Raw genomic sequence first — 22194 nt, 5'->3', positions numbered from 1 at the left:
CAACTATTGGGGGAGGAACGGGGCACAGTGTGCCGTTCATTCCCGATGCTGACAAATTCATATTAATGAAGTTTGAGTGCATTATTTTTGCTGTAATGCGACTCGGCGACCGCTCATGAAACACAGGAACCCGCCCATGGCCGTCAGCGCGCTCAGGGCATAAAACATGGTGGGTGCCGGTGTGTGCATCAGCAGGAAACCACAAATCACCGGGCTCAGGGCTCCGCCGAGGGCCGCGAGGTTTTGTGCGCCGTAGTAACTGCCGCGCAGTTCTTCCGGGGCCAGTGTGTCGACGAAGAGAAATTCGGCGGGGTAAATGATCATTTCGCCGAGGGTGAAGATGAACATCGCCACGCACCAGCTCACCAGGCTGTCGGCCAGACTGAAGCCGATCAACCCGACGATAAACAGGCTGGTGCCGCCGGCGATCCAGTAACGCAGCTGTTCGCGCTTGAGGAATCGGCCGATCTGGTATTGCAGCAGGATCACGCTGATGGCGTTGCAGGCGAGCAGGGCGGCCATGGTTTCCAGCGCCCGTTTGGAGTCTTGGGTCACCAGCAGGTATTGCGACAGGTACAGGGTGAATCGACCGTGGACCACGGTGCTGAGCAGGCAACCGCAGGTGAACATGATCAGTGTGCGGTCGTTCTTCAGAGTAATCAGCGTCTTGAGAAAACTTTGGGGTTGGCCGATCGGGGGTGTCTGCGACGAGTCCCTGGGGATGCCGATCATCAGGAAAATGCTGAAGAACGCGATGCCGCCGGCTATCAGGAACGGCGCAATCGGGTACACCCCGGCAATCACCACGCCGAGCATCGGGCCGGTGGCGTAGCCGATGTTGGTCAGGGTGTAGCGCAGGGAAAACGCCTTGGCGCGTTGGCCAATCGGCAGGTTTTCGCTGAGGATCGCCTTCGAGCCGATCAGGAACAGCGCCGAGGCGGTTTCGGTGATGACCAGGGTGGCGGTGGTCAGGTAGAGGTTTTCGGCGAAGGTCAGCAGGACGAAGCCGATGGCGCTGGAGAGCATCGCCAGAATCAGCAGCCGACGTTTTTCGAGGCGGTCGATGATGTAGCCGCCATAGAGCGCGAGCAGGGTGGCGATGAACACCGCGATGCCCAGCAGCAAACCGACGTCCTGCTGGTTGAGGCCGAGCTTGTTGCTCAGGAACAAGGTGAGCAGCGGGCTGGTGATGGCGCGGCTGACGACGATGGTCAGCGAAACGATCATCAACCGGCGGATTACGAGCGAGTAAGTGGCCACGGTGGGGCAAATGTCCTTATTTAGGTTTTGTAGTGTTCGACGTGGTACCGAGGCGCGGCCATTCGCGAGCAGGCTCGCTCCCACACTGGATCTTCAGTGAACATAAAATTTGAGATCACTACAGATCAACTGTGGGAGCGAGCCTGCTCGCGAAGAGGCCGGTTCTGGCAATAAAACGTTCAAGCCAGCCACCGATCCAGCCAACGGACCGATTCCAACGTGTCCAACCGCCACAATTGCTCAAGCAATTCCCCAGCCTGCTCCTGGGCCATCACCCGCCCGGCCAGACTGAAAAACTTCTCCTCCAGCGCCGCATCACTCAACGGATTCCCCGGCGCGCCCAATGGCGGGTCGACACAAAGACTTGCCTGCCGACCGTCCACCGTCCGCACGCAGATGACGGGCTCGCCATCCTCTGACAGTTGCGAATCCACTTCAAGGCGAATGCGCGCCATCCAGTGAGCAATCCGAGGGTCGCCCCGTTGCGCCTCGTCATAGGCTTCCAGCCGGCAATGACCATGAACCAGCCGGGCGGCGAGGGCATAGGGCAAACTCATCTGTGCCGCCGCGAGCGTGCTGACATCCTGCCCACCGCACATGTCCTGAAGAAAACCGCACAACGAGACTTTGATGTCTTCAATCTGATCGGCGCCGACCTGCAGTTGATCCATTAACAACCCCAACGCATCGATTGCCGAATGAGTCCCCCGGCACGCGGCGTAGGGCTTGATCGAGCAGCGGGCGAGCTTCCACACGACGCCCAGATCCGCATCGAGCGCGGTCGGGTCTGAGGCCACGCCGGCCAGGGTTCTGAGAAAACCGCCCCAGACATCCTCGAACAACTTTTTCGGTCCGCTGATGCCTTGTTGAGCAAACCGCGCCGCCAGCAATCCACCTTCGGCCGCTCGACCGCTGTGCAGCTTTTTACTCTGCGAGCCGTCGTGAATGAAGGCCCACAGCCCACCGCTGAAACTGCCAGCGATGCCCAGTGCCGACACGGTTTGCGCGGCGTCCAGTCCAAGGATCCGCGCGCTCGCCGCTGCGGCGCCGAACACCCCGCAGGTGGCGGTCGAATGCCAGCCCGCGCCGTTGTGCGCCGAATAGCCGCCGCAGGCTTCGAGCACGCGACGGCTGACGTCGTAGCCAATCACCACGGCGGTAATCAACTCGCGGCCGTTGACCGGTTCGGTCTGCATCGACACCGCAGCCATCACCGCCGGCAGCACCACCGCGCCGGAGTGGTCGCAGCCCCCGGTGTCGTCCAGTTCCAGGGCGTGGGCGGCGATGCCATTGAGGATCGCGGCCTGAGCGGCGCCCATGCGCAGATCAGTGCCCCAGACCAGGGTGTCACCGGCTTCACTTGCGAATACCTGACGCGCCTGTTTCGCCACTTCGCTGTCAGCCCCGGCCAATGTCACGCCGAAGGTGTCGAGGATGTGCCGTTTGGCTTGCGCCACCAGGGCCGGTGGCAAATCTTCAAAGCGCGTGTCGACGCAAAACTGCGCGAGTCGCTGCATGCGTTCAGTCATACGAGGTAATCCCGGTAATGCCGCTCATACACCGATGCCGGATGATCCTCGGTCACGGGGACTGCCGAATCGGCCCACCATTGCGCGACCTCGCCGGCCGTGGCGATCCACACGTCATCGTGCTGCTGCATGCCCTCAAGCAATTCACGCAACACGCCAATTCGCCCCGGCGTGGCAATGATTTCCGGGTGCAGGCGCAGCACGTAACACAGGCCAAATCGGCGAAACCCGGCGAAGTCCATTTGCAGGTTGCCCAGGGTGTGGCTGTAAGAGGCGATTCGCGATTGTGCCGGCGGCACCGCCGGGCTGAGATTGAAGGCGAAATAGGGCTCGTCTTCCAGTTCGTAGTGCAACGGCAGCTCGATCACTTCGGGGGCGGTGGGGTGAGCGAACGGCAAATCATCGCCGCGCCACGACGAAGACCAGCGAATGCCTTGGTTCCTCAGCGCCTCGATGAAGCCCGGCGCACCGTTACCGGCCGGGATGCGAAACCCGCTCGGACGCTGGCCGGTCAGTGCCGCGAGCGCTTCGCAACCCTTGGCAATCTCGGCGCTTTGTCCGGCCAGATCGAGCAGGTCGTAGTTCTGGTGGCGATAGCCGGCGCAGGCGATCTCATGCCCGCCGGCCTGAATTGCCCGAAGGTGTTGCGGGTTTTCCTCGGCAACGATGCCCGGGATGCACCAGCTGCTTTTTACCCCGAGTTCGGCGAACAAACCGAGCAACCGCTCGACGCCGCGCTGGGTGCCGTAACGCCAGACCGACAGCGTCTTGTCGCGGCCGGCGACTTCAGGCGCCTGGGTCAGGATGCCGTGGATGTCGTTGTAGTCGACGGTCAGGACCACGGCGCAGCGGTAGCCTTTGGGCCAGACGGTGGAATCAGCCATGGTGATGCTCCTTGAGCCACCACTGGGCGACATCGCGGCAGGTGGCAAACCACACGTCGTCGCGCTGACGCATGTGTTCGAAGAGTTTTTCCAGCAGCAGGATGCGCCCCGGCTTGCCGGTGATCTTGGGGTGGAACAGGGTGGTCAGGCACAGCCCTTCATTCATCGCGCCGTCGTACTCGCGGCACCAGTTGTCGAGGGTCAGTGCGTAGCTGGCGGTGCGGTCCAGCCCCGAGGGGAAGTCCGGCGCACGGGTATAGGCGAGGGAGGCGTAGTCGTCCATTTCCCAGCGGCCGGGGATTTCCACCAGCGGGGTTTCATGGCCCGGCACTTTCACCAGGTACGGGCGGTCATCGCCGCGCATGCTGCTGGAGTAAGTCACGCCGGCTTCCACCAGCATCGCCGGGGTCTCGGCTCGCCAGTCTCCGGAGGGGGTGCGGAAACCTTCGGCGCGGATGTTCAGGTGTTTCCAGAACACCTCGCGGGATTTGTTCATCACGTCCTTTTGCTGTTCCAGCGCCAGGGCGTAAAAGGATTCGTGTTTGTAGCCGTGGTACGCCACCTCATGCCCGCGCTCGACAATCGCCTGGCACTGTTTCGGCCAGTTTTCCACGACCCAGGCGGGGACGAAAAAGGTCGTCGGGATCCGGTATTCGTCGAGCAAATCCAGAATCCGCGGCAAGGCCCGGTAAGGACCATAACCGCCAAAACCGAAGTACTCGGGCTTGCGCCAGATCGAACCGTTGAGCATCGCATCGCCCGTCGGGCCATCGAGGTCGAAGGCCAGGGCGAGGCAGGCTTTGTTCGGGTCGGGCCAGGTGGGTTGGGGGGAGGAGGACATCGTGGCGCTCCATTTTATCTATAAGTAAAACGCAGTTCCTGTAGGAGCGAAGCTTGCTCGCGAAGAGGCCGGTACATTCAACATCTCTGCTGACTGAAACACCGCCTTCGCGGGCAAGCCTCGCGCCTACAGGGCAAGCATTACTTGCCGGCGTTGATGGTCACGGTCTTGATCGCGCCCAGTTCCAGGTCCCATTTCTTGAGGATCGCCTGATAGCTGCCGTCATCGACCATGCTCTGCAACGCGACCTTCACCGCTTCACTCAACTCAGGCTTTTTCTTGCTCACGCCAAGGCCGGTGAACTGCTGGGAGATTGGCAGGCCCACGGTCTTGTACATGTCCTTTTCCTGGGTTTTGAGATACGGCAGGGTTTCGCTACCCTGCATGGCCGCATCGATACGGCTCTGACGCAATTGCGCGCGGGCATCGGCCGAGCCTTCGGTGCCGACCACCACGATGGCCGGTTTGCCGGCGCCTTCGCAGTGGGCCTTGCTGTATTCAGCAATTTCCGCCGGGAAGGTGGTACGACGGCTGGTGCCGACTTTCTTGCCGCACAGGTCGGTGATCTCGTTGAAGTCCTTGTTCTTCTGCAAGGTGTAGAACTGCGGGCCACTGGTGAAGTAGTCGACAAAGGTCACGCTGGCCTGGCGTTCAGCGGTGTCGGTCATGCCCGACATCACCATGTCCACGCGGTCGGTGGTCAGGGCATTGATCATTTGCTCGAAGCCGGTTTCCTGCCACTTGATCTTCACGCCCAGACGTTCGGCCAGGGCATTGCCCAGGTCAACGTCGAGACCGGTGAGGGTGTTGGTGGCCGGGTCCTTGAAATCCATCGGCGGGTAGTTCGGCATGATCGCCACAACGACCTCGCCTTTTTCCTTGATGCCGGCCGGAAGCTCAGCGGCGAAGGTGAAGCCGCAAGCCATAACGCCTGCGAGTACTGTTGGGATAACTATTTTCTTCATGGTCGTTCTCTTATGAGTGTTGTGAGCGCCAAACGGCGCTTAGGTTCGAACGGCAGAAATGAAGCTTTGGGTGCGCGGGTTTTGCGGACTTATTAGTATTTCTTCGGGGCTTCCAGCCTCCACGATCTGCCCGCCGTCCATGAACACCATGCGGTTGGCAACCTCACGGGCAAAGCCCAGTTCATGGGTGACGACGATCATGGTCATGCCGGTTTGCGCCAGGTCACGCATCACCGACAGCACCTCACCGACCAGTTCCGGGTCGAGTGCCGAAGTGGGTTCATCGAACAGCATCAGCTTGGGACGCATGGCCAGGGCACGGGCAATGGCGACGCGTTGCTGCTGACCACCCGAGAGTTCGATCGGGTAGCTGTTACGCTTGTCGGCCAGGCCGACGCGAGCGAGCAATTCCACGGCTTCTTCGTGCGCCTCTTTGGGCGAACGCTTGAGCACCTGGCACGGCCCTTCGATGATGTTTTGCAGCACAGTCATGTGCGGGAACAGGTTGAAACGCTGGAACACCATGCCGGTGGACAGGCGTTGACGGGCGATCTGCGACTCATTGAGCTCGTGCAGTTTGTTGCCGACGACCCGGTAACCCACCAGTTCGCCGTCGACCCACAGGCCGCCCTTGTCGATCTTTTCCAGCTGGTTGACGCAACGCAGCAAGGTACTTTTGCCGGAGCCGGACGGGCCAATGATGCACAGCACTTCGCCTTGCTCGACTTCGATGTTGACGTCCTTGAGCGCGTGGAACTGGTCGTAATATTTGTTCAGGCTCACGGCCTTGACGATGCTTCTCATGTGGGGCTCCTCAAGAACGCTTGCCGGCGCCGCGAGCGAAACGACGCTCCAGACGGCTTTGACCGAAGGACAGCACGGTGACGGTGGCCAGGTACCAGATACCGGCGACGATCAGCAGCTCCATCACGCGGGCGTTGGCGTAGTAGATGTTCTGGGCGTTGTAGAGCAGCTCCGAGTACTGGATGACGCTCGCCAGGGAGGTCATTTTCACCATACCGATGAACTCGTTGCCCACCGGCGGAATGATCACCCGCATGGCTTGCGGCAGGATGATCCGGCGCAGGGCTTGCAGGCGTGGCATGCCGATCGACTTGGCGGCTTCGTACTGCCCGGTGTCCACCGACAGCAGGCCGGCGCGCACCACTTCGGCGGTGTAGGCGCCCTGGTTGATGCTCAAGCCGAGCAGGGCGGCCACGAACGGGGTCATCAGAGTCACGGTGTCCATCTCGAACACGCCGGGAATGCCGATGGTGGGAAAGATCAGCGCCAGGTTGAACCACAACAGCAGTTGCAGGATCAGCGGCGTACCGCGAAACAGCCAGGTGTAGGTCACCGCGACATAACGCAGGATCGGATTGGCCGACATGCGCATGATCGCCGTGATCACCCCGAAGACGATGCCCAGGGCCATCGCCAGCACCGCCATGACGATGGTGTTGAGCAAACCCCACATGATCGCTTGCGAGGTAAGGAACTGGCCGATGTACGACCATTCGATCTTGCCTTCGGCGAAGGCGCGTACCAGCCCGAGAATCGCAATGACGATGACGGTGGCGAAAAAAATCCGCCCGTAATAACGCCGGGGCACGTGGTGGTATTGGGTAATGTCGAACTGGTTTTCCGCCAGTTTTCGCTCCCGCTGGAGTCGTTCTGCCTGAGTCTGGCTCATGTTGTTTCTCCGTACACTGTTCTTTCAGATCAACCAAAATCCCCTGTAGGAGCGAAGCTTGCTCGCGAAAGCGGTGTGACATTCAACATTGAGGTCGACTGACATGACCTCTTCGCGAGCAAGCTTCGCTCCTACGGATTTTTGCGTGCTGCTTCAGAGGCGGAAACCCTGATAGTTCTCGGTCCACCGCTGCTGCGCCGCGAGGGCGGTTTTCAGACGGCCGATCTGCTCGCGCACCTGTTGCGGCGCCGTGCCACCCCAGCCACTGCGGGCGGCGATGGCAGCTTCGAGGGTCAGACTCTCGCGCACTTCCGCGGTCAGGCGTGGATCAATCTCGGCCAGCAGCGCCGGCGATGCTTCCCACAATTCAATGTCGTGTTTCTCACAGGCCTGGACCAGCGCGCCGGTGATTTCATGCGCTTCCTTGAACGGTACGCCGCGCATGGCCAGCCAGTCGGCGACTTCGGTGGCCAGGGTGAAACCGAGCGGTGCCTGGCGACGCAGTTCTTCGACGTTGACCTTCATGGTTGCGACCATCCCGGCCATGGCCGGCAACACCAGCAGCAGCGTGTCGACGCTGTCGAGCACGCCGTTCTTGTCTTCGCTCAAGTCGCGGTTGTACGACAGCGGCAGGGATTTCAACGTCGATAACAACCCGGTGAGGTTGCCGATCAAGCGGCCAGCCTTGCCCCGGGCCAGTTCGGCAATGTCCGGGTTCTTCTTCTGCGGCATGATCGAACTGCCGGTGGCGTAGGCATCGTCCAGCGCGACCCAGCGAAATTGCCGCGACGACCACAGGCAAAACTCTTCGGCGAGGCGGGAAATGTTGATCCCGAGCATGCTGGCGATAAACAGAAACTCGGCGACGTGATCGCGGCTGGCCACGGCGTCAATGGAGTTTTCGCAGACGCCGCTGTAGCCCATTTCCTTGGCCGACTGCTGCGGCAGGCGCGCGATGGCGGAACCGGCCATGGCTGCCGCGCCGAGTGGCGACAGCGAGGTGCGATTGTCCCAGTCCACCATGCGTTGCACGTCACGCAGCATCGATTGAGCGTGAGCCAGCAAGTGGTGAGCGAAGACGATCGGTTGCGCTTGCTGCAAGTGAGTGAAGCCTGGACAGATGCTCTCGATGTGTTGCTCGGCCTGATCCACAAGCGCTTGCTGCAAGGCCAGTACTTCGACGGCCAGGGTGCGCACGTGATCCCGCAGGAACAGACGCAGGTCGTTGGCGGTCTGGTCGTTACGGGACCGCCCGGCGCGCAGTTTGCCACCGAGGGCGCCGAGGCGTTCGGTCAGCAGGCGTTCGATAAAGGTGTGGACGTCTTCGTCGTCCAGGGTCGGCGCGATGCTGCCGGCACGGAAGTCATCACCGATGCGCGTCAGAGCGTCGAGCATGGTCAGGGTTTCCTGCTCGCTCAACAGCCCGGCGCGTTGCAGTTCACGGGCATGCGCCTTGGAACCGGCGAGGTCATACGGGGTAAGGCGAAAGTAGCGCTCGGGGCAACGGGACAACGCCGCCAGGGCTTCGGATGGGCCGCTTTTGAAGCGCGCACCCCAGAGACGGTCGGTGGTTTGAGACATTGTTGTTTTCCTCGTCGTAGCCGGAAGTTAGTCATTAGTTTGGTGTGATGCCGAAGAGCTTCGCGGGCAAGCCTCGCTCCTACAGATCGGTATGCCGGACCTGGAACCCGTGCCGGGATCGTTAAAAAATCAACCGGGCGTGGTCAGGCCAAAGCAGTTTCAATAGGGGCAGTTATATCGTTGCGAGAGCTGATCGAAGTGTCAGCTTTTAATAGTTCGAAATCAGTGAGTTGGCACTGAAGTACGGGGATTATTAGCGGTTGCCAAGCCTGGTTTTCTGTGTTCATTATTATTTACCAGCACTATTTTTGTTGTTGGACACAGAGTGTTGAATAGGGCGCCAGAGGTAAATAAGCATTATGGAAACCCCACTTTCCAATTCCGGAAACCCGCCACCGAAAACGTCGCATCGGGCGCCGCTGGCCCTCAGTGGCCTGGATTTCAAACTGCTCAAAGTGTTCAAGGCCGTGGTCGAGGCCGGAGGCTTCAGTGCCGCCCAGAACGAGCTGAATGTGGGGCTGGCAGCCATCAGCAAACAGATTTCCGACCTTGAAATCCGCATTGGCATGCGCCTGTGCACCCGAGGCCGGGAAGGCTTTCATCTGACCGAAGAAGGCAGTCTGGTGTACCAGGCATCCATCGACTTGTTTGCCTCGGTTGACAACTTTCGTGATCGGCTTAGTTCGGCACAGAATGAACTTGTCGGTGACCTTGGGGTGGGTGTTATTGATAATACAATCTCCGACGATAATTCACCGTTAGTGGCCGCGCTTAGAAGAATCAATGAAGAGTCACCTAAAGTAAGGTTCCAACTTCAGTCATCGCAACTGGATGAAGTCGAAAGAGGCGTCGTAGAGGGGCGGTTAGTGGCGGGCATCGTTCCTGTTTATCAGAAGCGTGAAGAGTTTGATTACTACGCGCTGTATGAAGAGCGCTCGGAGGTTTACTGCGCGCTCGGTCATCCGCTGTTCTCGATGCCGGACGCCGAAATCGGCAGCCACGTGCTCAAGGATTACGAGTTCATCAACCACCGCTACGCGATTCATCGCGACAAACTCAATTTCGTCCACTACGACAGTTTTTCCGCGTCGGCGACTCAGGTGGAAGCCGTGGCATTGCTGATCAAGACCGGGCGTTTCCTGGGCTTTTTGCCGCAGCATTACGCCGCATCGATGGCGGCTCAGGGGCAATTTCGCGCGGTGCGCCCGGACCTGATCAGCATCGTCACGCCGTTCAATCTGATCCTGCGCCACAACACCGTGCGCAGCCCGCTGGTCAAGGCGTTTGCGCAGGCATTGGGTGTGGATCTGAAGGCACCGGTTTGAAAGTCAGACACATCTGATACGCAAGACAGGGATTATTTCAGGCTGCGCATCGTCATCTGTTTTGATCAATCTGATTTGTTTTTTACAGTACCTTCTCAAGTTTTTTTGGGAAGGCGATCAAAAGATAAATTGATAAACCGATATAACAAGTCCCGCCCCTTATTCTGCGAATAATAGAATCAATATCTGTAAAGTCAGTAATCACGGAAAAAACAATCATGGTGTGGAAGCCAGCGCAAGAAATGATCAACAAGTAAATTCTTGCGAAAAATATTCTTCTTTTAAACTTGGCGGTGGCCAGCCGCCGAACGCTCGATGGCGGGGAGAGCGGCGTCGGTGGAGTGGGCACGGCGGGCAATGACATTGATCCGTGCACTTTAGCAGCAGCCTCACGGGCTCGGCATCTGCGAAGGCGGGTTGAGGTGCAGCAAGACGTAATCATCTTTGTCGAATCGGCCGCTTAACACCGGCGGCACGGCTGCGAACGGCGTGCCTTGCAAGGCCCGATAGTCACGCGCGTCCATCATCAACCACGCCGGCAGTTGAAGCTGTTCCAGCTCCTGAATCGATTCGGTGAACAGCGGCTGTAAGTCCTCGTCGATATTGACCATGAACTTGATCGCCTTCGCGTCTTTACCCATGCCATGCAATACCAGCGGCGCCGGATCGTTTTGCACGAGCGCAAAGGCCGCGCGGCTGAACGTCTGGGTGTCGTAGAGCCGGCGTTCGACCGGTTCGAACACCAGAATGTACACCGACCACAACGCCAGAACCGCGCAAAACGCCAAGGTCTGTGCCCGCCATCGGGGCCTGAAAAGCGTGGCCAGTGCGATCACTTGCAGCGCGGCGAGGATGATCAGCATCGAAGTGATCGAGGTCAGTTGCTCGGGAAACCGTCGATGGGCGTACAGCAACACGCCGATCAATACGCAGGGCGTCAACAACCACACTCCTTGCATCAAACCGCGCAACCAAACGAAAACCCGCCCCCCCGCCACCTGGAACGGGTACGCGGCAATGATCGCGGCCATGGGCAACATCGGCAGCAGGTAGCGGGCCTTTTTTGCTTGGGGAATCGACAGTCCGACCATCACGATCAACGCCGCCGCCGTGCAGTACTGCAACAGGCGCAGCGCCGGACCTGCCTGGCGCTGATGGGGCAGCCAGACTGCCGCCAACACCAGCAGCGCCAACGGATACGCCAGCGCATAGTTGCCCAGCGATCCGGTGAAGTAATACAGCGAACCGCTCACGCCTTCACTGCCGTCCATTCGCCCCAGAAACTGCATGCGCACGACATCCTGCATGAACAGGGGACCGCCACGGCTTTCGGCCAGCCATAACAACGTGCCGACGCTTGCGGCCAGCAGCACCGCCGCCGTCAGGCCGAAGCCGAACAGCCGCTGCCATTGGCGATTAAGCAGCCAATAACTGCACAGCATGCCAGTCGGGACCACCAGCCCGATCGGGCCACGAACCGCAAAGCCCAGAAGCAACAGGGCGAAAATCAGCAGCCAGCGCCGGGGTGCCGAAAAGTGGTCCGCTGCATAACCCAGATAGAACACTGCAAAGGCGATCGCCGCGAGCATCAGGTCCTGGGACACCGCTCGGACTTCGGTGACGAAGGTGTTGGTCATCAACATCAACGCGATGCTCAGCAGCGCCCAACGTGGGGAGTAGGGCGCCAGCAAGCGGTACATCAGCGTAACGATTACCGCCCCGGCAATTGCGCTTGGTAACCAGGCACTGAGGCTGTTGACCTGTCCGAAGGGCAACGACAGGACCCAGATGAACAGGGTCGAAAGCGCCGAGTAATCGGCGTAGGGCTGGCCATAGGTGGTCGGAAAAACCGTCGGCCCATGGCGCAGCATTTCCTGGGCAAACAGCACAAAACGCGAATCGAAACCGATGGCGGCCTGCTGATAAACCCCGGCGCTGAACAGCCCCAGCGCCATCAGCCCCAGCCACAAGGACTGCCGGCGTATGGGCGCCGATACGGCGATCAAGCGACGACCTGATTCGCGGGCCACTGCTGGAACGGAATCGGCAATTTGCGTGATTCCCCACGGCCTATCGGGAAGTACAGAAAACCGCTACGTGCCAGGCGTTCGGCGTCGTACAAATTGCGTCCGTCGAAGATCACCGGCGCCTTCAACCGTTGCTGGATCAGGTTGAAATCCGGGGCCTTGAACTGCTGCCATTCGGTGCAAATGATCAGCGCGTCGGCACCGGCCAATACCGATTCCGGTGTGCCCATCAGCATCAACTTCGACTCCTCGGGATACAGGTGCTGGGTTTCCTGCATGGCTTCCGGGTCGAATGCGCGCACGCTGGCGCCGGCGGCCCACAGCGATTCCAGCAGCACCCGGCTCGGCGCATCACGCATGTCATCGGTGTTGGGTTTGAAGGCGAGGCCCCACACGGCGAAGGTCTTGCCGCGCAAGTCACCCTTGTAGAACGCGTTGATGCGCTCGAACAGCTTGTGCTTCTGCCGCTGATTGATCGCTTCCACTGCCTGCAACAGGTCGCTGGAGCAGTGCGCCTCTTCGGCGCTGTGAATCAGCGCGCGCATGTCTTTGGGGAAACACGAGCCGCCATACCCGCAGCCGGGGTAGATGAAGTGGTAACCGATGCGCGAGTCGGCGCCGATGCCCAGGCGCACCGATTCGATGTCCGCACCCAGATGCTCGGCCAGTTCGGCGATCTGGTTGATGAAGCTGATCTTGGTGGCCAGCATGCAGTTGGCGGCGTACTTGGTCAGCTCTGCGCTGCGCAGGTCCATGAACATGATGCGGTCGTGGTTGCGATTGAACGGCGCGTAAAGGTCGCGCATCACGTCGCGCACGTCATCGCTGTCGCAGCCGATGACGATCCGGTCCGGGCGCCGGCAGTCCGCCACGGCCGAACCTTCCTTCAGAAATTCGGGGTTGGAGACGATATCGAACTGCAGCAAGCGGCCGACCTTGATCAGGCACTTGTCGATATGCGCTCGCAAGGTGTCGCCCGTGCCCACCGGTACCGTGGATTTCTCCACCAGAATCACCGGCTGCTCACGATGCCGTGCAACCGCTTCGCCCACCGACAACACGTAACGCAGGTCCGCCGAGCCATCGTCCCGGGACGGTGTACCGACCGCGATAAACAGCACCTGACCATGCTGCACCGCGAGTTTTTCATCGGTGGTGAATTGCAGGCGTTTGGCTTCCAGGCTTTCGCGCACCAGGCTGGCCAGCCCCGGTTCGAAAATGCTCACGTGGCCTTGTTGCAGCAATTCGACTTTCTTCTCGTCAATGTCCATGCAGACCACGTCGTGGCCGACTTCCGCGAGGACGGCGGCTTGCACCAGGCCAACGTAACCGCTACCAAATACACTGATTTTCATGAGGCACTCCTGCGTTCGGGCGCGCGAGCCGGACGTGAGTTGATGGTGATGACTCCGAGCATGACCAGGGCCACGCCGAGGGTTTTTGTAACGCTGAACGCTTCGTTGAACACCGGCAGGCTGGCGGCCAGCAGATACACCAGCGCGTAGCTGATGCTCAGCAGCGAATAGGCCCGGCCCAGCGGCACATCCCGCAGGGCGGCGAGCCAGGACAGCATTGAAACTCCGTAGGCCAGAATCGCCCCCAGCACCACGGCGACCGCCGCTGGATCGATGCTGGAAGTCAGTAGATGTTCGGGGGACGGCAGGCGCGTCATGCTCCAGCGCATGCCCAACTGCGCCGCGCTGCCGAGCAGCACGCTGCCCATTGCAAAGGTGATTCCGCGACGCAGGTTCATGCTTGTTGCCCCAGCAGAATCACACCGCCGATCACCAGCGCCACGCCCAGCCAGTGCCGGCGGTCGATGGGCTCGTGGAAGACAAACCGGGCGATCAGGGTAATCAGCACGAAATTCAGGCTGAGCATCGGGTAGGCAATGCCGACTTCAAGGCGCTGCAACACCAGCAGCCAGACCAGCAAACCCAACCCCAGCGCAGCGAGTGCCAGCCACAACCAAGGGGAGCGCAGTTTCTCGCCCCAGGCTGACGGCTTCGCCCGCCAACTGTCGACGGCGTACTTCTGGGCGATCTGGCCCAGGCAGGTCAGCAGGCACGCGGCCAACAGCAGGAGCAGGCTCATGACGCACCCTGAGGAAAGATCAGAATCACCAGATTGCCTTGTTCATAGCGTTTGCCATCCTTGGGCAGCCGTTCAATTTCTTGCAGCTCGTCCTCACCCTTGACCCGCATCACCACGCCGACCGAGCCGCTCTGACGGGCGTTGCGCATCCACTGCTGAACCTGATCGGGATCGACGCGCTGCTGCACCGAGTCAGGATAAGCAAGGCCATATTTCAGTTCGCCTATCGTGTTGTACAACGCCACGTCCGGGCGCTTCAGACGCCAGGCCAGGGCAGCCGCGGCGCCGAGATCGTTGCTCAACAGTTTCCCGGTCTGCGCCAGTTCATCGGCGTGATGGCGGATGAACTGGTCGGGCATCTTGTTGGCCACCACCGAGTCGGGCAGCCCGGCGGGCAGCAGACCGATCAGCAGCAGGCTGCCGAAGGCCGGTGCGGCCCAGCATTGCAGGGGTCTGAAAGCTTGCAGCAGGTTGGCCATGATCCAGCCGATCAGGCCGATGAACACCAGCACCAGGTTGTGCAGTTCATGGTTATACAGCGGCTTTTTCAGTTGCAGGTAAACCAGTGCGAGCAGGGCGGTCAGCCCCAGCAGCAAGTTCAGCAAACCGTTGAGGCCCAGGACCCGGCCTTGCTCCAGCTTGAGTCGGTCGGCCAGGGTATGCCCCAACAGCAAGGCCAATGGCAGCAGGCAGGGCAAGATGTAGCTCGGCAATTTGCCGTTGCTCAGGCTGAAAAACAGCAGCGGCATTACCAGCCACAGCAGCAGAAAACCGATGCGGACCTGGCCACGGGTTGTCCATGCTTGCCGCAACGCCGACGGCAGCAACGCCACCCACGGCAAACTGAACGCCACCAGCAACGGCAAATAGAACCACCACGGCGCGTCATGCTGGGCGTCGTCACCGGCAAAGCGACGGATGTGTTCGTGCCAGAAGAAAAATCGCCAGTAATCGGGTTCCTGCGAGTGAATCGCCAGCGCCCACGGCAGACTGACCGCAACAGCCACGATGATCGCCACGGGGCCGTAGACCAGCAGCTCACGCCAGCGTTTTTGCCAGATCATGAAGGGCAGGGCGATCAGCACCGGCAGTAACCAGGCGAGAAAGCCCTTGGTCATGAATCCCATGCCGCAGGCCAGCCCCAGCACCGCCCAACCGGTCAGGCGCGGACCCCGGCGGTCGCTGTCGAGCGCGAACCATAACGCGACCAGGCTCAGATTGACCCAGAAGGTGAATTGCGGGTCGAGATTGGCGTAGCCGGCCTGGCCCGCGACCACGGTGAAACTCATGTACAGCAACGCACAGGCAAAGCTTTTGCGCGGTTCGTTCCACAAACGACGGGCAATCAGAAAACACAACAACACACTCAGGCCCATGCTCAGCGCCGAGGCAAAGCGCACTCCAAACAGGTTCTGGCCAAACAAGGCCTGGCTGGCCGCAATCACCCAGTACCCGGCTGCCGGCTTTTCGAAATAGCGCAGGCCCATGAAATGCGGCGATACCCAGTCGCCGCTCAGGAGCATGCCTTGGCTGATCTGCGCATAGCGGGTTTCATCGGGAATCCATAAGCCGTGGCTGCCCAACGGCAACAGATACGCCAACAGAAAAAAACCCAATAGCAGCGGCAGTCCCCAGCGTTTGCTCATGCGCCTTGCACTCCCAGCCAGCCTTCCCGGCCTTCGAGATGGCCGCGCACGACCCGGCCCGTTGGCAAGGCGCCCGGGGCTGCGGGAAGCAGGTCGCCCAAGGGTTTAAAGCCGATACCACGCTGGCGCGCATCGGCCAGCAGTTGACGGAAATCGTTGGCCATCAGAATCCCTTCTACTTCGGCGTGGATCGTGTAGACGTTGAGTTTTTCAGCGGAGAATTGGTCGAGGATGAACCCGTTGAAGTCTTTGGCTGCGACGGCAGGGCCCACCACTTCATCGAAGGTCGGCAGGTCCACCGGAATCTGCGGCGCCCCCAAGCCACCGCCGGCCAACCTTGGTTGGAACAGGCTCTGGCCGCGGCAATCGCTGTTGTAACGAAAGCCGAAGGCCTGCTTGGCCTCGATCACGCGTTCGTCCGCACGCCAACCGGCCGACGCCGAGCACTCAACGGCTTGCCCGAGGATGTCGCTGAGGGTGTCGACGCCCAGGCGGATCTGTTCGATCAGCTGCGCCTCGCTCCACCGCCCGGCATTGGCCTGCCAGCCATGGTGATCCCAGGCGTGCAGACCGACTTCATGGCCCGCATCCCGGGCCTGACGCATCAAGTGCCCGAGGTCGCGGCCGATCGGTTTGCCCGGCCAGGCCGTGCCGGCCAGCAGAATGTCCCAGCCGTACAGGCCGGCCGCGTTGGAACGGAGCATTTTCCAGAGGAATTGCGGGCGGATCAGGCGCCACAGATGGCGCCCCATATTGTCCGGCCCGACGCTGAAGAAAAACGTCGCCTTGACCTGCGCTTCATCGAGGATTTCCAGCAGTCGCGGCACCCCCTCACGGGTGCCCCGGTAAGTGTCGACATCGATCCGAAGGCCTGCCCGCATCAGCATGATTCTTCTTTGGAGTGCTCGGCTATTTCGAGCATGGCCTCGCGCAGGAAGAAATCCAGGGTGTTGCCGATGGTCTCGCTCATCTCCACCGTCGGCGTCCAGTCCAGCAGGCGCTTGGCGTTGGCGATGCTCGGTTTGCGGTGGGACACGTCCTGGTAGCCGGTGCCGTAGAACGCCTTGCTTTCCACGTCGCGGAAACCGGCGAACGGCGGGAAGTTGTCGCGCAACGGGTGCGCTTCGAATTGACGCAACAGTTCTTCGCCCAACTGACGAATACTGGCCTCGTTGTCCGGGTTGCCGATGTTGATGATCTGGCCATTGCAGGCATCGTTCTCGTTGTCGATGATCCGGGCCAGCGCTTCGACGCCGTCGGCAATGTCAGTAAAGCAGCGTTTCTGCTCGCCGCCGTCGAACAGGCGAATCGGCGTGCCTTCCACCAGGTTCAGGATCAGCTGGGTGATGGCCCGGGAGCTGCCGATCCGCGCCGAGTCCAGCCGGTCGAGGCGCGGGCCCATCCAGTTGAAAGGACGGAACAGGGTGAAGTTCAGGCCTTTCTGGCCGTAGGCCCAGATCACCCGGTCGAGCAACTGCTTGGAGATCGAGTAGATCCAGCGTTGCTTGTTGATCGGGCCGACGACGAGGTTGGAGCTGTCTTCGTCGAAGTTCTGGTCCTGGCACATGCCATACACTTCGGAGGTCGACGGGAAGATCACGCGCTTGTTGTATTTGACGCAGTAGCGCACCAGTTTCAGGTTTTCTTCAAAGTCCAGTTCGAACACCCGCAGCGGGTTGCGGGTGTATTCGATTGGCGTGGCTATCGCCACCAGCGGCAGGATCACGTCGCACTTCTTGATGTGGTATTCGATCCACTCGGAGTGAATGCTGATGTCGCCTTCGACGAAGTGAAAACGCGGATGGCTGCGCAAGCGGTCAATGGCATCGGAGCCGATATCGAGGCCGTATACCTCGTATCGGTCGTCGCGCAAAAGCCGCTCGGACAGGTGATTGCCGATGAAGCCGTTGACGCCCAGGATCAGCACCCGAGTGCGGCGTGGCGCGCGGCCGGACTCGGCGCCACGCAACACGGAACCGTCGACCAGCCCCAGTTCGCTGGCCAGTTGCGGACCGCTCAGGTACAAGCCGTTGTCGTTACGCTGGCCGGAGGTGATGACCAAAGAGTCTTCGCCACAGGCAATGCGCAGCGGATCGACGCTGATGACCCGGCCCGGTGCCAGGCCTGCGTTGCCCTTGGCAACTTCTGCGCTCCAGACGATCAGTTTGTGTTCGCCAACGGCACAGAACGCACCTGGATACGGCTGGGTGACGGCGCGAACCAGGTTGAACAGTTCTTCGGCGGGGCGCTTCCACACAAGCTTGCCGTCGGCCGGGGTGCGACGTCCGAATACCGTGGCTTTGGATTCGTCCTGCGGGGTTTCGCTGACGGTGCCTTGACGCAACGCCGGCAAGGCATCGCGCAGCAGGTCGATGGCGGCCACACGCAATTTGCCATGCAGGCTCAGCGCCGTGTCGCTGCGCTCAATGGCCACCCGTTGCTGGGCGATGATTGCGCCGGCGTCGGCGCGCTTGACCATACGGTGCAGGGTCACGCCGGTTTCACTTTCACCGTTGACCAGCACCCAGTTGGCCGGTGCCCGACCCCGATAGCGCGGCAGCAATGAACCGTGCAAGTTGAACGCGCCTTTGCGTGCCGTGGCCAACAGCGGTTCGCTCAGCAGCTGGCGGTAGTAGAACGAGAACAGGTAATCGGGTTCCAGCTTGCTGATGCGCTCGATCCACAACGGATGGTTGGCATCTTCCGGGGCATGAACCGGGATGCCCTTGCGCGCGCACAGTTGCGCCACGGAGGCGTAAAAGGCGTTTTCCTTCGGATCATCGGCGTGGGTAAACACAGCGGCGATCTCGAAGCCTGAGTCGAGCAGGGTTTCGATGCCGGCACAGCCGATATCGTGATAGGCGAAGACAACAGCTTTTGCGCTCATGAGAGAACCTGATCGGAAGAAGTGTTAGTGAGGCCGTCGACGGTGACAACGGGTGCTGGCGTGGCGGGTTGGCTACGCAGGACTTTCTCGACGAAGAATCGGGGGCGGGCGCGGACGTCGCTGTACATGCGGCCCAGGTATTCGCCCAACAGGCCCATGCCGATGAACTGCCCGCCGGTGAACACAAACAGCACGGCGAACAACACGAATGTGCCGTCGCCGGCCCATTCGGCGCCGAACACCAGGCGCAGGACGATCAAAGCCGTGGCGAACAGCAAGCCGAGTCCGGCCATGGCGAAGCCGACGATGCTCAGCAACCGCAGCGGCGTGGTGGTCATGCAGGTGATCAGGTCGAACATCAGGTTGACCAGGCGCATGGGGCTGTATTTGGATTCGCCGTGTTCACGTTCGGCGTGGGTCACCAGGATCTCCGTGGTGTGCCGGGCAAAGCTGTTGGCCAGGATCGGAATGAAGGTGCTGCGTTCGCGGCAGGCGAGCATCGCGTCGACAATGCTGCGGCGGTAGGCGCGCAGCATGCAGCCGTAATCGCTCATGGCCACACCGGTCGAGCGCTGCACGGCCAGGTTGATCAGCTTCGACGGCCAGCGGCGCAGCGCGGAGTCCTGGCGGTTGTTGCGTACCGTGGCAACCACGTCATAGCCCAGCTCGGCCTGCGCCACCAGGCGAGGGATTTCTTCCGGCGGGTTTTGCAGGTCGGCGTCGAGGGTGATCACCACATCGCCTTTGCACTGCTCGAAACCGGCCATGATTGCCGCGTGCTGGCCGTAGTTGCGGTTGAGAATGACCGCCACCACCGGGCTGCACTCTCGATTGGCGGCCTCCTCGAGGATTTGCGCGGAGTTGTCGCGGCTGCCGTCATCGACCAGCACGATTTCATAGTCATGGCGCAACAAACGGCAGGCCGCTTCGGTCCGCCTGAGCAGCTCGGGCAGGCTGTCCTGTTCGTTGTAGACCGGGATGACGATCGACACGCAACGGATCGGATACGGTTTCACAGGCTTTTTTCCAGTGTGTTTTCGATGGCGTCGACGACACGATTGACGTCATCGGTGGTCATGTCGGGGAACAACGGAATCGAGCACAGGCGCTCCGAGTTCCATTCGGTGTTGGGCAGGTGAAGGTCAGGGAAACGCTGGCGGTACCAGGTGTGCAGGTGCGTGGCGATGAAGTGAATGCCGGTGCCGATGTTCTGTTCCTGCAAGGCCCTCATGAAGGCATCGCGATCCAGTCCGCAGCGCTCGGCGTCGATGCGCAGGACGAACAGGTGCCACGCGTGCCGCTGCGGATACGTCGGGATGGCCAGCGGTTGCACTGGTAAACCTTCGAGGCGTTGCAGGTAGGTGCGCGCCAGCTCGGTGCGCTTGGCGTTGATCGCACCCAGACGCTCCAGCTGCACCAGGGCGATGGCGGCATTGATGTCGGCCAGGTTGTATTTGAAACCCGGCTCCATCACTTGTGCCTGAGGTCTGCGACCGTGGGTCAGCCGGTCGTAGGCATCAACGCCCAGCCCATGAAACTTGAGCATGCGTACCCGGTTGGCCAGCGCGGTGTCGTCGCTGACGAACATCGCGCCCTCGGCGCAGGTCATGTTCTTGATCGCGTGGAACGAGAAGATCGCCGTGCCTTTCGCGCCGACATGTCGACCTTTATAGAAGGTGCCTGCCGCATGGGCGGCGTCTTCGATGACGGGGATGCCGTGTTTGTCGGCCAATGCGTAAAGTGGATCAAGGTCGAAGGCGGCACCGGCGTAATGCACCGGAATGATTGCCCGGGTGCGCGGCGTGATCGCCGCCTCGATGCTGGCCAGGTCACACATGAGCGTGTCGCGGTCAACGTCGACGAAGACCGGTTTGGCACCCAACAGGCAAATCATGTTGGCCGTGGACACCCAAGTCTGGGATGGCGTGATGACTTCATCGCCCGGACCAATGCCCAAGGCCAGTAACGTGATATGCATACCACCAGTGGCCGAAGAAAGTGCAACGGCATGACGGCAGCCGACATAGTGGGCGAATTGCTCTTCCAGTTGCTGGGTTTTCGGCCCGGTAGTGATCCAGCCGGAGCGCAATACTTGCTCTACGGCTGCGATTTCCTCATCGCCGATAGTCGGGCGGGAGAAGGGGAGAAACGCCTCATTCATAAGAATCTCCGGGCGAACGGCTTCCTTCAGCAAAATCGCCGAAAGAAGCGTGTTTTCAAGGGGTTGACTACCGGAGCAGGAAGCCATCAATTGACTTTCCGGGCCGCGACCGGCAGCGTGACGACCCACAAGGGCTCGTCGGGTTGATTGAAGGTTATGCCCGATTTTGTGAAAGGAACATGAAAAACCGGTCTTCGAATCGTTTATCTGAAAGTCATACAGCCACTGTTCAGACTTCTGCCGTTTATCGCGGTTTTTAGAAGAGAAGTCCTGCGGAAGTGTTCCCCTTTATATGAACAATGTTTCAATCCTTAGTTGTTTTTACTGAATTGTTTCCACTCAAGGCCGTTTCGTTTGATTGACTTAGTTAATACCCACTCTGTTGCTTCGAAGACCAACCCGATGACTGTCTACCTGGCCCGACTGGCGCCCTCCAGTCAGTTGACCATGCGCTACGTTTTGCAGGATGCGGCCGACCGTTTGGGTTTCGAAGACATGAACGTCGAGGAGATTCCCTGGCATCAGCTCCAACCCGACAATGTGATTGCGCTGGTCGCAGCGCTGCGTGAAGACGGCTACGCACCGAATACCTCGTCGCTGTACGTCAATGCGGTACGCGGGGTGATGAACGAAGCGTGGCGCATGAGCCTGATCAGTCAGGAACACTTGCTGAAAATGCGCTCGGTGAAAGGGATTGCCGGCACGCGTCTGTCCCAGGGGCGCAACCTCAGGCGCTCGCTGATTCAGGAGATGATGGCGGTGTGTGCCTCCGACCCGCGTCCTCAAGGCTTGAGAGACGCCGCCATCATCGGGATTTTGTACGGTTCGGGAATGCGCAAATCCGAGTCGGTGAACCTGGACCTGTCACAGGTTGATTTCAGCGAGCGCAGCTTGCGGGTCACCGCCAAGGGCAACAAGCAGTTGATCAAATACGCCCCGGCCTGGGCCTTTGAAAAACTGCAGGCCTGGCTGGAACTGCGCCGTTCGCACCTCAAGGAAGGCGAGGTTGACGACCCGTTCCTGTTCAACCGCATCCGTCGCGGCAGCCACATCACCCGAGAGCGCATCACCAAGCACGCGATCTATTACATCGCCCGGCAGCGCGGTGCGCAGGTCGGGGTGAAGATCATGCCGCATGATTTCCGGCGCTCGTTCATCACCCGGGTGATCGAAGAGCATGACCTGTCGATCGCGCAAAAACTCGCTCATCACAGCAATATCCAGACGACGGCCAACTACGATGTGCGCGACGACAACGAGCGGCGTCGGGCGGTGGATCGCTTTGATCTGTGATGGAGTGG

Annotated in this window: 19 protein-coding genes and 1 pseudogene; 2 read left to right on the top strand and 18 right to left on the bottom strand. The window is 60.5% G+C overall.

Annotation, left to right across the window (positions count from 1 at the left end):
• Nucleotides 1-81 precede the first annotated feature (81 nt).
• The 8 genes from BLU63_RS28115 to argH all read right to left on the bottom strand — a co-directional run bounded on the left by BLU63_RS28115 (nt 82) and on the right by argH (nt 8753).
• Entirely contained in the window at nt 82-1260 is a 1179-nt protein-coding gene (locus BLU63_RS28115; protein WP_077748386.1) for an MFS transporter, read from the bottom strand.
• A gap of 179 nt (nt 1261-1439) precedes the next feature.
• Complete coding sequence (locus tag BLU63_RS28110) at nt 1440-2789, bottom strand: MmgE/PrpD family protein (RefSeq protein WP_083376811.1); 1350 nt, start codon at nt 2787-2789, stop codon at nt 1440-1442.
• Nucleotides 2786-3673 carry a polysaccharide deacetylase family protein gene (locus BLU63_RS28105; protein WP_077748388.1) on the bottom strand — a complete coding sequence of 296 codons (888 nt, stop codon included), beginning with the start codon at nt 3671-3673 and terminating at the stop codon, nt 2786-2788. The genes BLU63_RS28110 and BLU63_RS28105 overlap by 4 nt, the downstream gene beginning before the upstream one ends.
• Nucleotides 3666-4514: a polysaccharide deacetylase family protein gene (locus BLU63_RS28100; RefSeq protein WP_083376810.1), complete on the bottom strand. Its 849-nt coding sequence runs from the start codon at nt 4512-4514 to the stop codon at nt 3666-3668. Before BLU63_RS28100 ends, BLU63_RS28105 begins: the two co-directional genes overlap by 8 nt.
• A 140-nt stretch (nt 4515-4654) precedes the next feature.
• The gene (locus tag BLU63_RS28095; RefSeq protein WP_042932091.1) at nt 4655-5479 is read right to left on the bottom strand and encodes an ABC transporter substrate-binding protein; all 825 of its coding nucleotides are present in this window, start codon (nt 5477-5479) and stop codon (nt 4655-4657) included.
• 39 nt (nt 5480-5518) lie between these two features.
• Nucleotides 5519-6283 carry an amino acid ABC transporter ATP-binding protein gene (locus BLU63_RS28090; protein WP_010460050.1) on the bottom strand — a complete coding sequence of 255 codons (765 nt, stop codon included), beginning with the start codon at nt 6281-6283 and terminating at the stop codon, nt 5519-5521.
• A gap of 10 nt (nt 6284-6293) precedes the next feature.
• Nucleotides 6294-7172: an amino acid ABC transporter permease gene (locus BLU63_RS28085; RefSeq protein ID WP_010460052.1), complete on the bottom strand. Its 879-nt coding sequence runs from the start codon at nt 7170-7172 to the stop codon at nt 6294-6296.
• A gap of 153 nt (nt 7173-7325) precedes the next feature.
• Nucleotides 7326-8753 carry an argininosuccinate lyase gene (gene argH, locus BLU63_RS28080; RefSeq protein ID WP_083376809.1) on the bottom strand — a complete coding sequence of 476 codons (1428 nt, stop codon included), beginning with the start codon at nt 8751-8753 and terminating at the stop codon, nt 7326-7328.
• Nucleotides 8754-9112: 359 nt separating this feature from the next.
• On the opposite strand from argH, the gene BLU63_RS28075 reads away from it, so the two are divergent.
• Nucleotides 9113-10078: a LysR family transcriptional regulator gene (locus BLU63_RS28075; RefSeq protein ID WP_083376808.1), complete on the top strand. Its 966-nt coding sequence runs from the start codon at nt 9113-9115 to the stop codon at nt 10076-10078.
• Between the two features lie 82 nt (nt 10079-10160).
• Here the strand turns inward: BLU63_RS28075 and BLU63_RS32890 are convergent, their stop codons facing one another.
• The 10 genes and pseudogenes from BLU63_RS32890 to arnB all read right to left on the bottom strand — a co-directional run bounded on the left by BLU63_RS32890 (nt 10161) and on the right by arnB (nt 20893).
• On the bottom strand, nt 10161-10442 hold the full coding sequence (locus BLU63_RS32890; protein WP_144443404.1) for a hypothetical protein: 282 nt from the start codon (nt 10440-10442) through the stop codon (nt 10161-10163).
• Between the two features lie 25 nt (nt 10443-10467).
• Complete coding sequence (locus BLU63_RS28070; protein ID WP_231990973.1) at nt 10468-12033, bottom strand: ArnT family glycosyltransferase; 1566 nt, start codon at nt 12031-12033, stop codon at nt 10468-10470.
• A gap of 45 nt (nt 12034-12078) precedes the next feature.
• A pseudogene (locus tag BLU63_RS28065) lies at nt 12079-13460 on the bottom strand (UDP-glucose dehydrogenase family protein); the annotation flags it as partial.
• Nucleotides 13457-13858, bottom strand: a complete 402-nt coding sequence (arnF, locus tag BLU63_RS28060) for a 4-amino-4-deoxy-L-arabinose-phosphoundecaprenol flippase subunit ArnF (RefSeq protein ID WP_083376807.1) — start codon at nt 13856-13858, stop codon at nt 13457-13459. The gene arnF and the pseudogene BLU63_RS28065, both read right to left, overlap by 4 nt.
• Nucleotides 13855-14199, bottom strand: a complete 345-nt coding sequence (gene arnE / locus BLU63_RS28055; RefSeq protein WP_083376806.1) for a 4-amino-4-deoxy-L-arabinose-phosphoundecaprenol flippase subunit ArnE — start codon at nt 14197-14199, stop codon at nt 13855-13857. The genes arnF and arnE overlap by 4 nt, the downstream gene beginning before the upstream one ends.
• Nucleotides 14196-15845 (bottom strand): lipid IV(A) 4-amino-4-deoxy-L-arabinosyltransferase, encoded by a 1650-nt coding sequence (gene arnT, locus BLU63_RS28050; RefSeq protein WP_083376805.1) that lies wholly within the window; start codon nt 15843-15845, stop codon nt 14196-14198. The genes arnE and arnT overlap by 4 nt, the downstream gene beginning before the upstream one ends.
• Entirely contained in the window at nt 15842-16726 is an 885-nt protein-coding gene (gene arnD, locus BLU63_RS28045) for a 4-deoxy-4-formamido-L-arabinose-phosphoundecaprenol deformylase (RefSeq protein WP_083377309.1), read from the bottom strand. Before arnD ends, arnT begins: the two co-directional genes overlap by 4 nt.
• The gene (arnA, locus tag BLU63_RS28040) at nt 16726-18732 is read right to left on the bottom strand and encodes a bifunctional UDP-4-amino-4-deoxy-L-arabinose formyltransferase/UDP-glucuronic acid oxidase ArnA (RefSeq protein ID WP_083376804.1); all 2007 of its coding nucleotides are present in this window, start codon (nt 18730-18732) and stop codon (nt 16726-16728) included. Before arnA ends, arnD begins: the two co-directional genes overlap by 1 nt.
• On the bottom strand, nt 18729-19748 hold the full coding sequence (gene arnC, locus BLU63_RS28035; protein WP_083376803.1) for an undecaprenyl-phosphate 4-deoxy-4-formamido-L-arabinose transferase: 1020 nt from the start codon (nt 19746-19748) through the stop codon (nt 18729-18731). Before arnC ends, arnA begins: the two co-directional genes overlap by 4 nt.
• Nucleotides 19745-20893 (bottom strand): UDP-4-amino-4-deoxy-L-arabinose aminotransferase, encoded by a 1149-nt coding sequence (arnB, locus tag BLU63_RS28030; RefSeq protein WP_083376802.1) that lies wholly within the window; start codon nt 20891-20893, stop codon nt 19745-19747. Before arnB ends, arnC begins: the two co-directional genes overlap by 4 nt.
• A gap of 402 nt (nt 20894-21295) precedes the next feature.
• Between arnB and BLU63_RS28025 the strand changes: the two genes are divergently transcribed.
• Complete coding sequence (locus BLU63_RS28025; RefSeq protein ID WP_083376801.1) at nt 21296-22186, top strand: site-specific integrase; 891 nt, start codon at nt 21296-21298, stop codon at nt 22184-22186.
• The last annotated feature ends 8 nt before the right edge of the window (nt 22187-22194 follow it).

The organism is Pseudomonas mandelii, from assembly GCF_900106065.1.
Taxonomy (GTDB): domain Bacteria; phylum Pseudomonadota; class Gammaproteobacteria; order Pseudomonadales; family Pseudomonadaceae; genus Aquipseudomonas; species Aquipseudomonas mandelii.
Note: the sequence above shows the minus strand (reverse complement) of the source record. Positions and strands in the feature narration are given on the sequence as shown.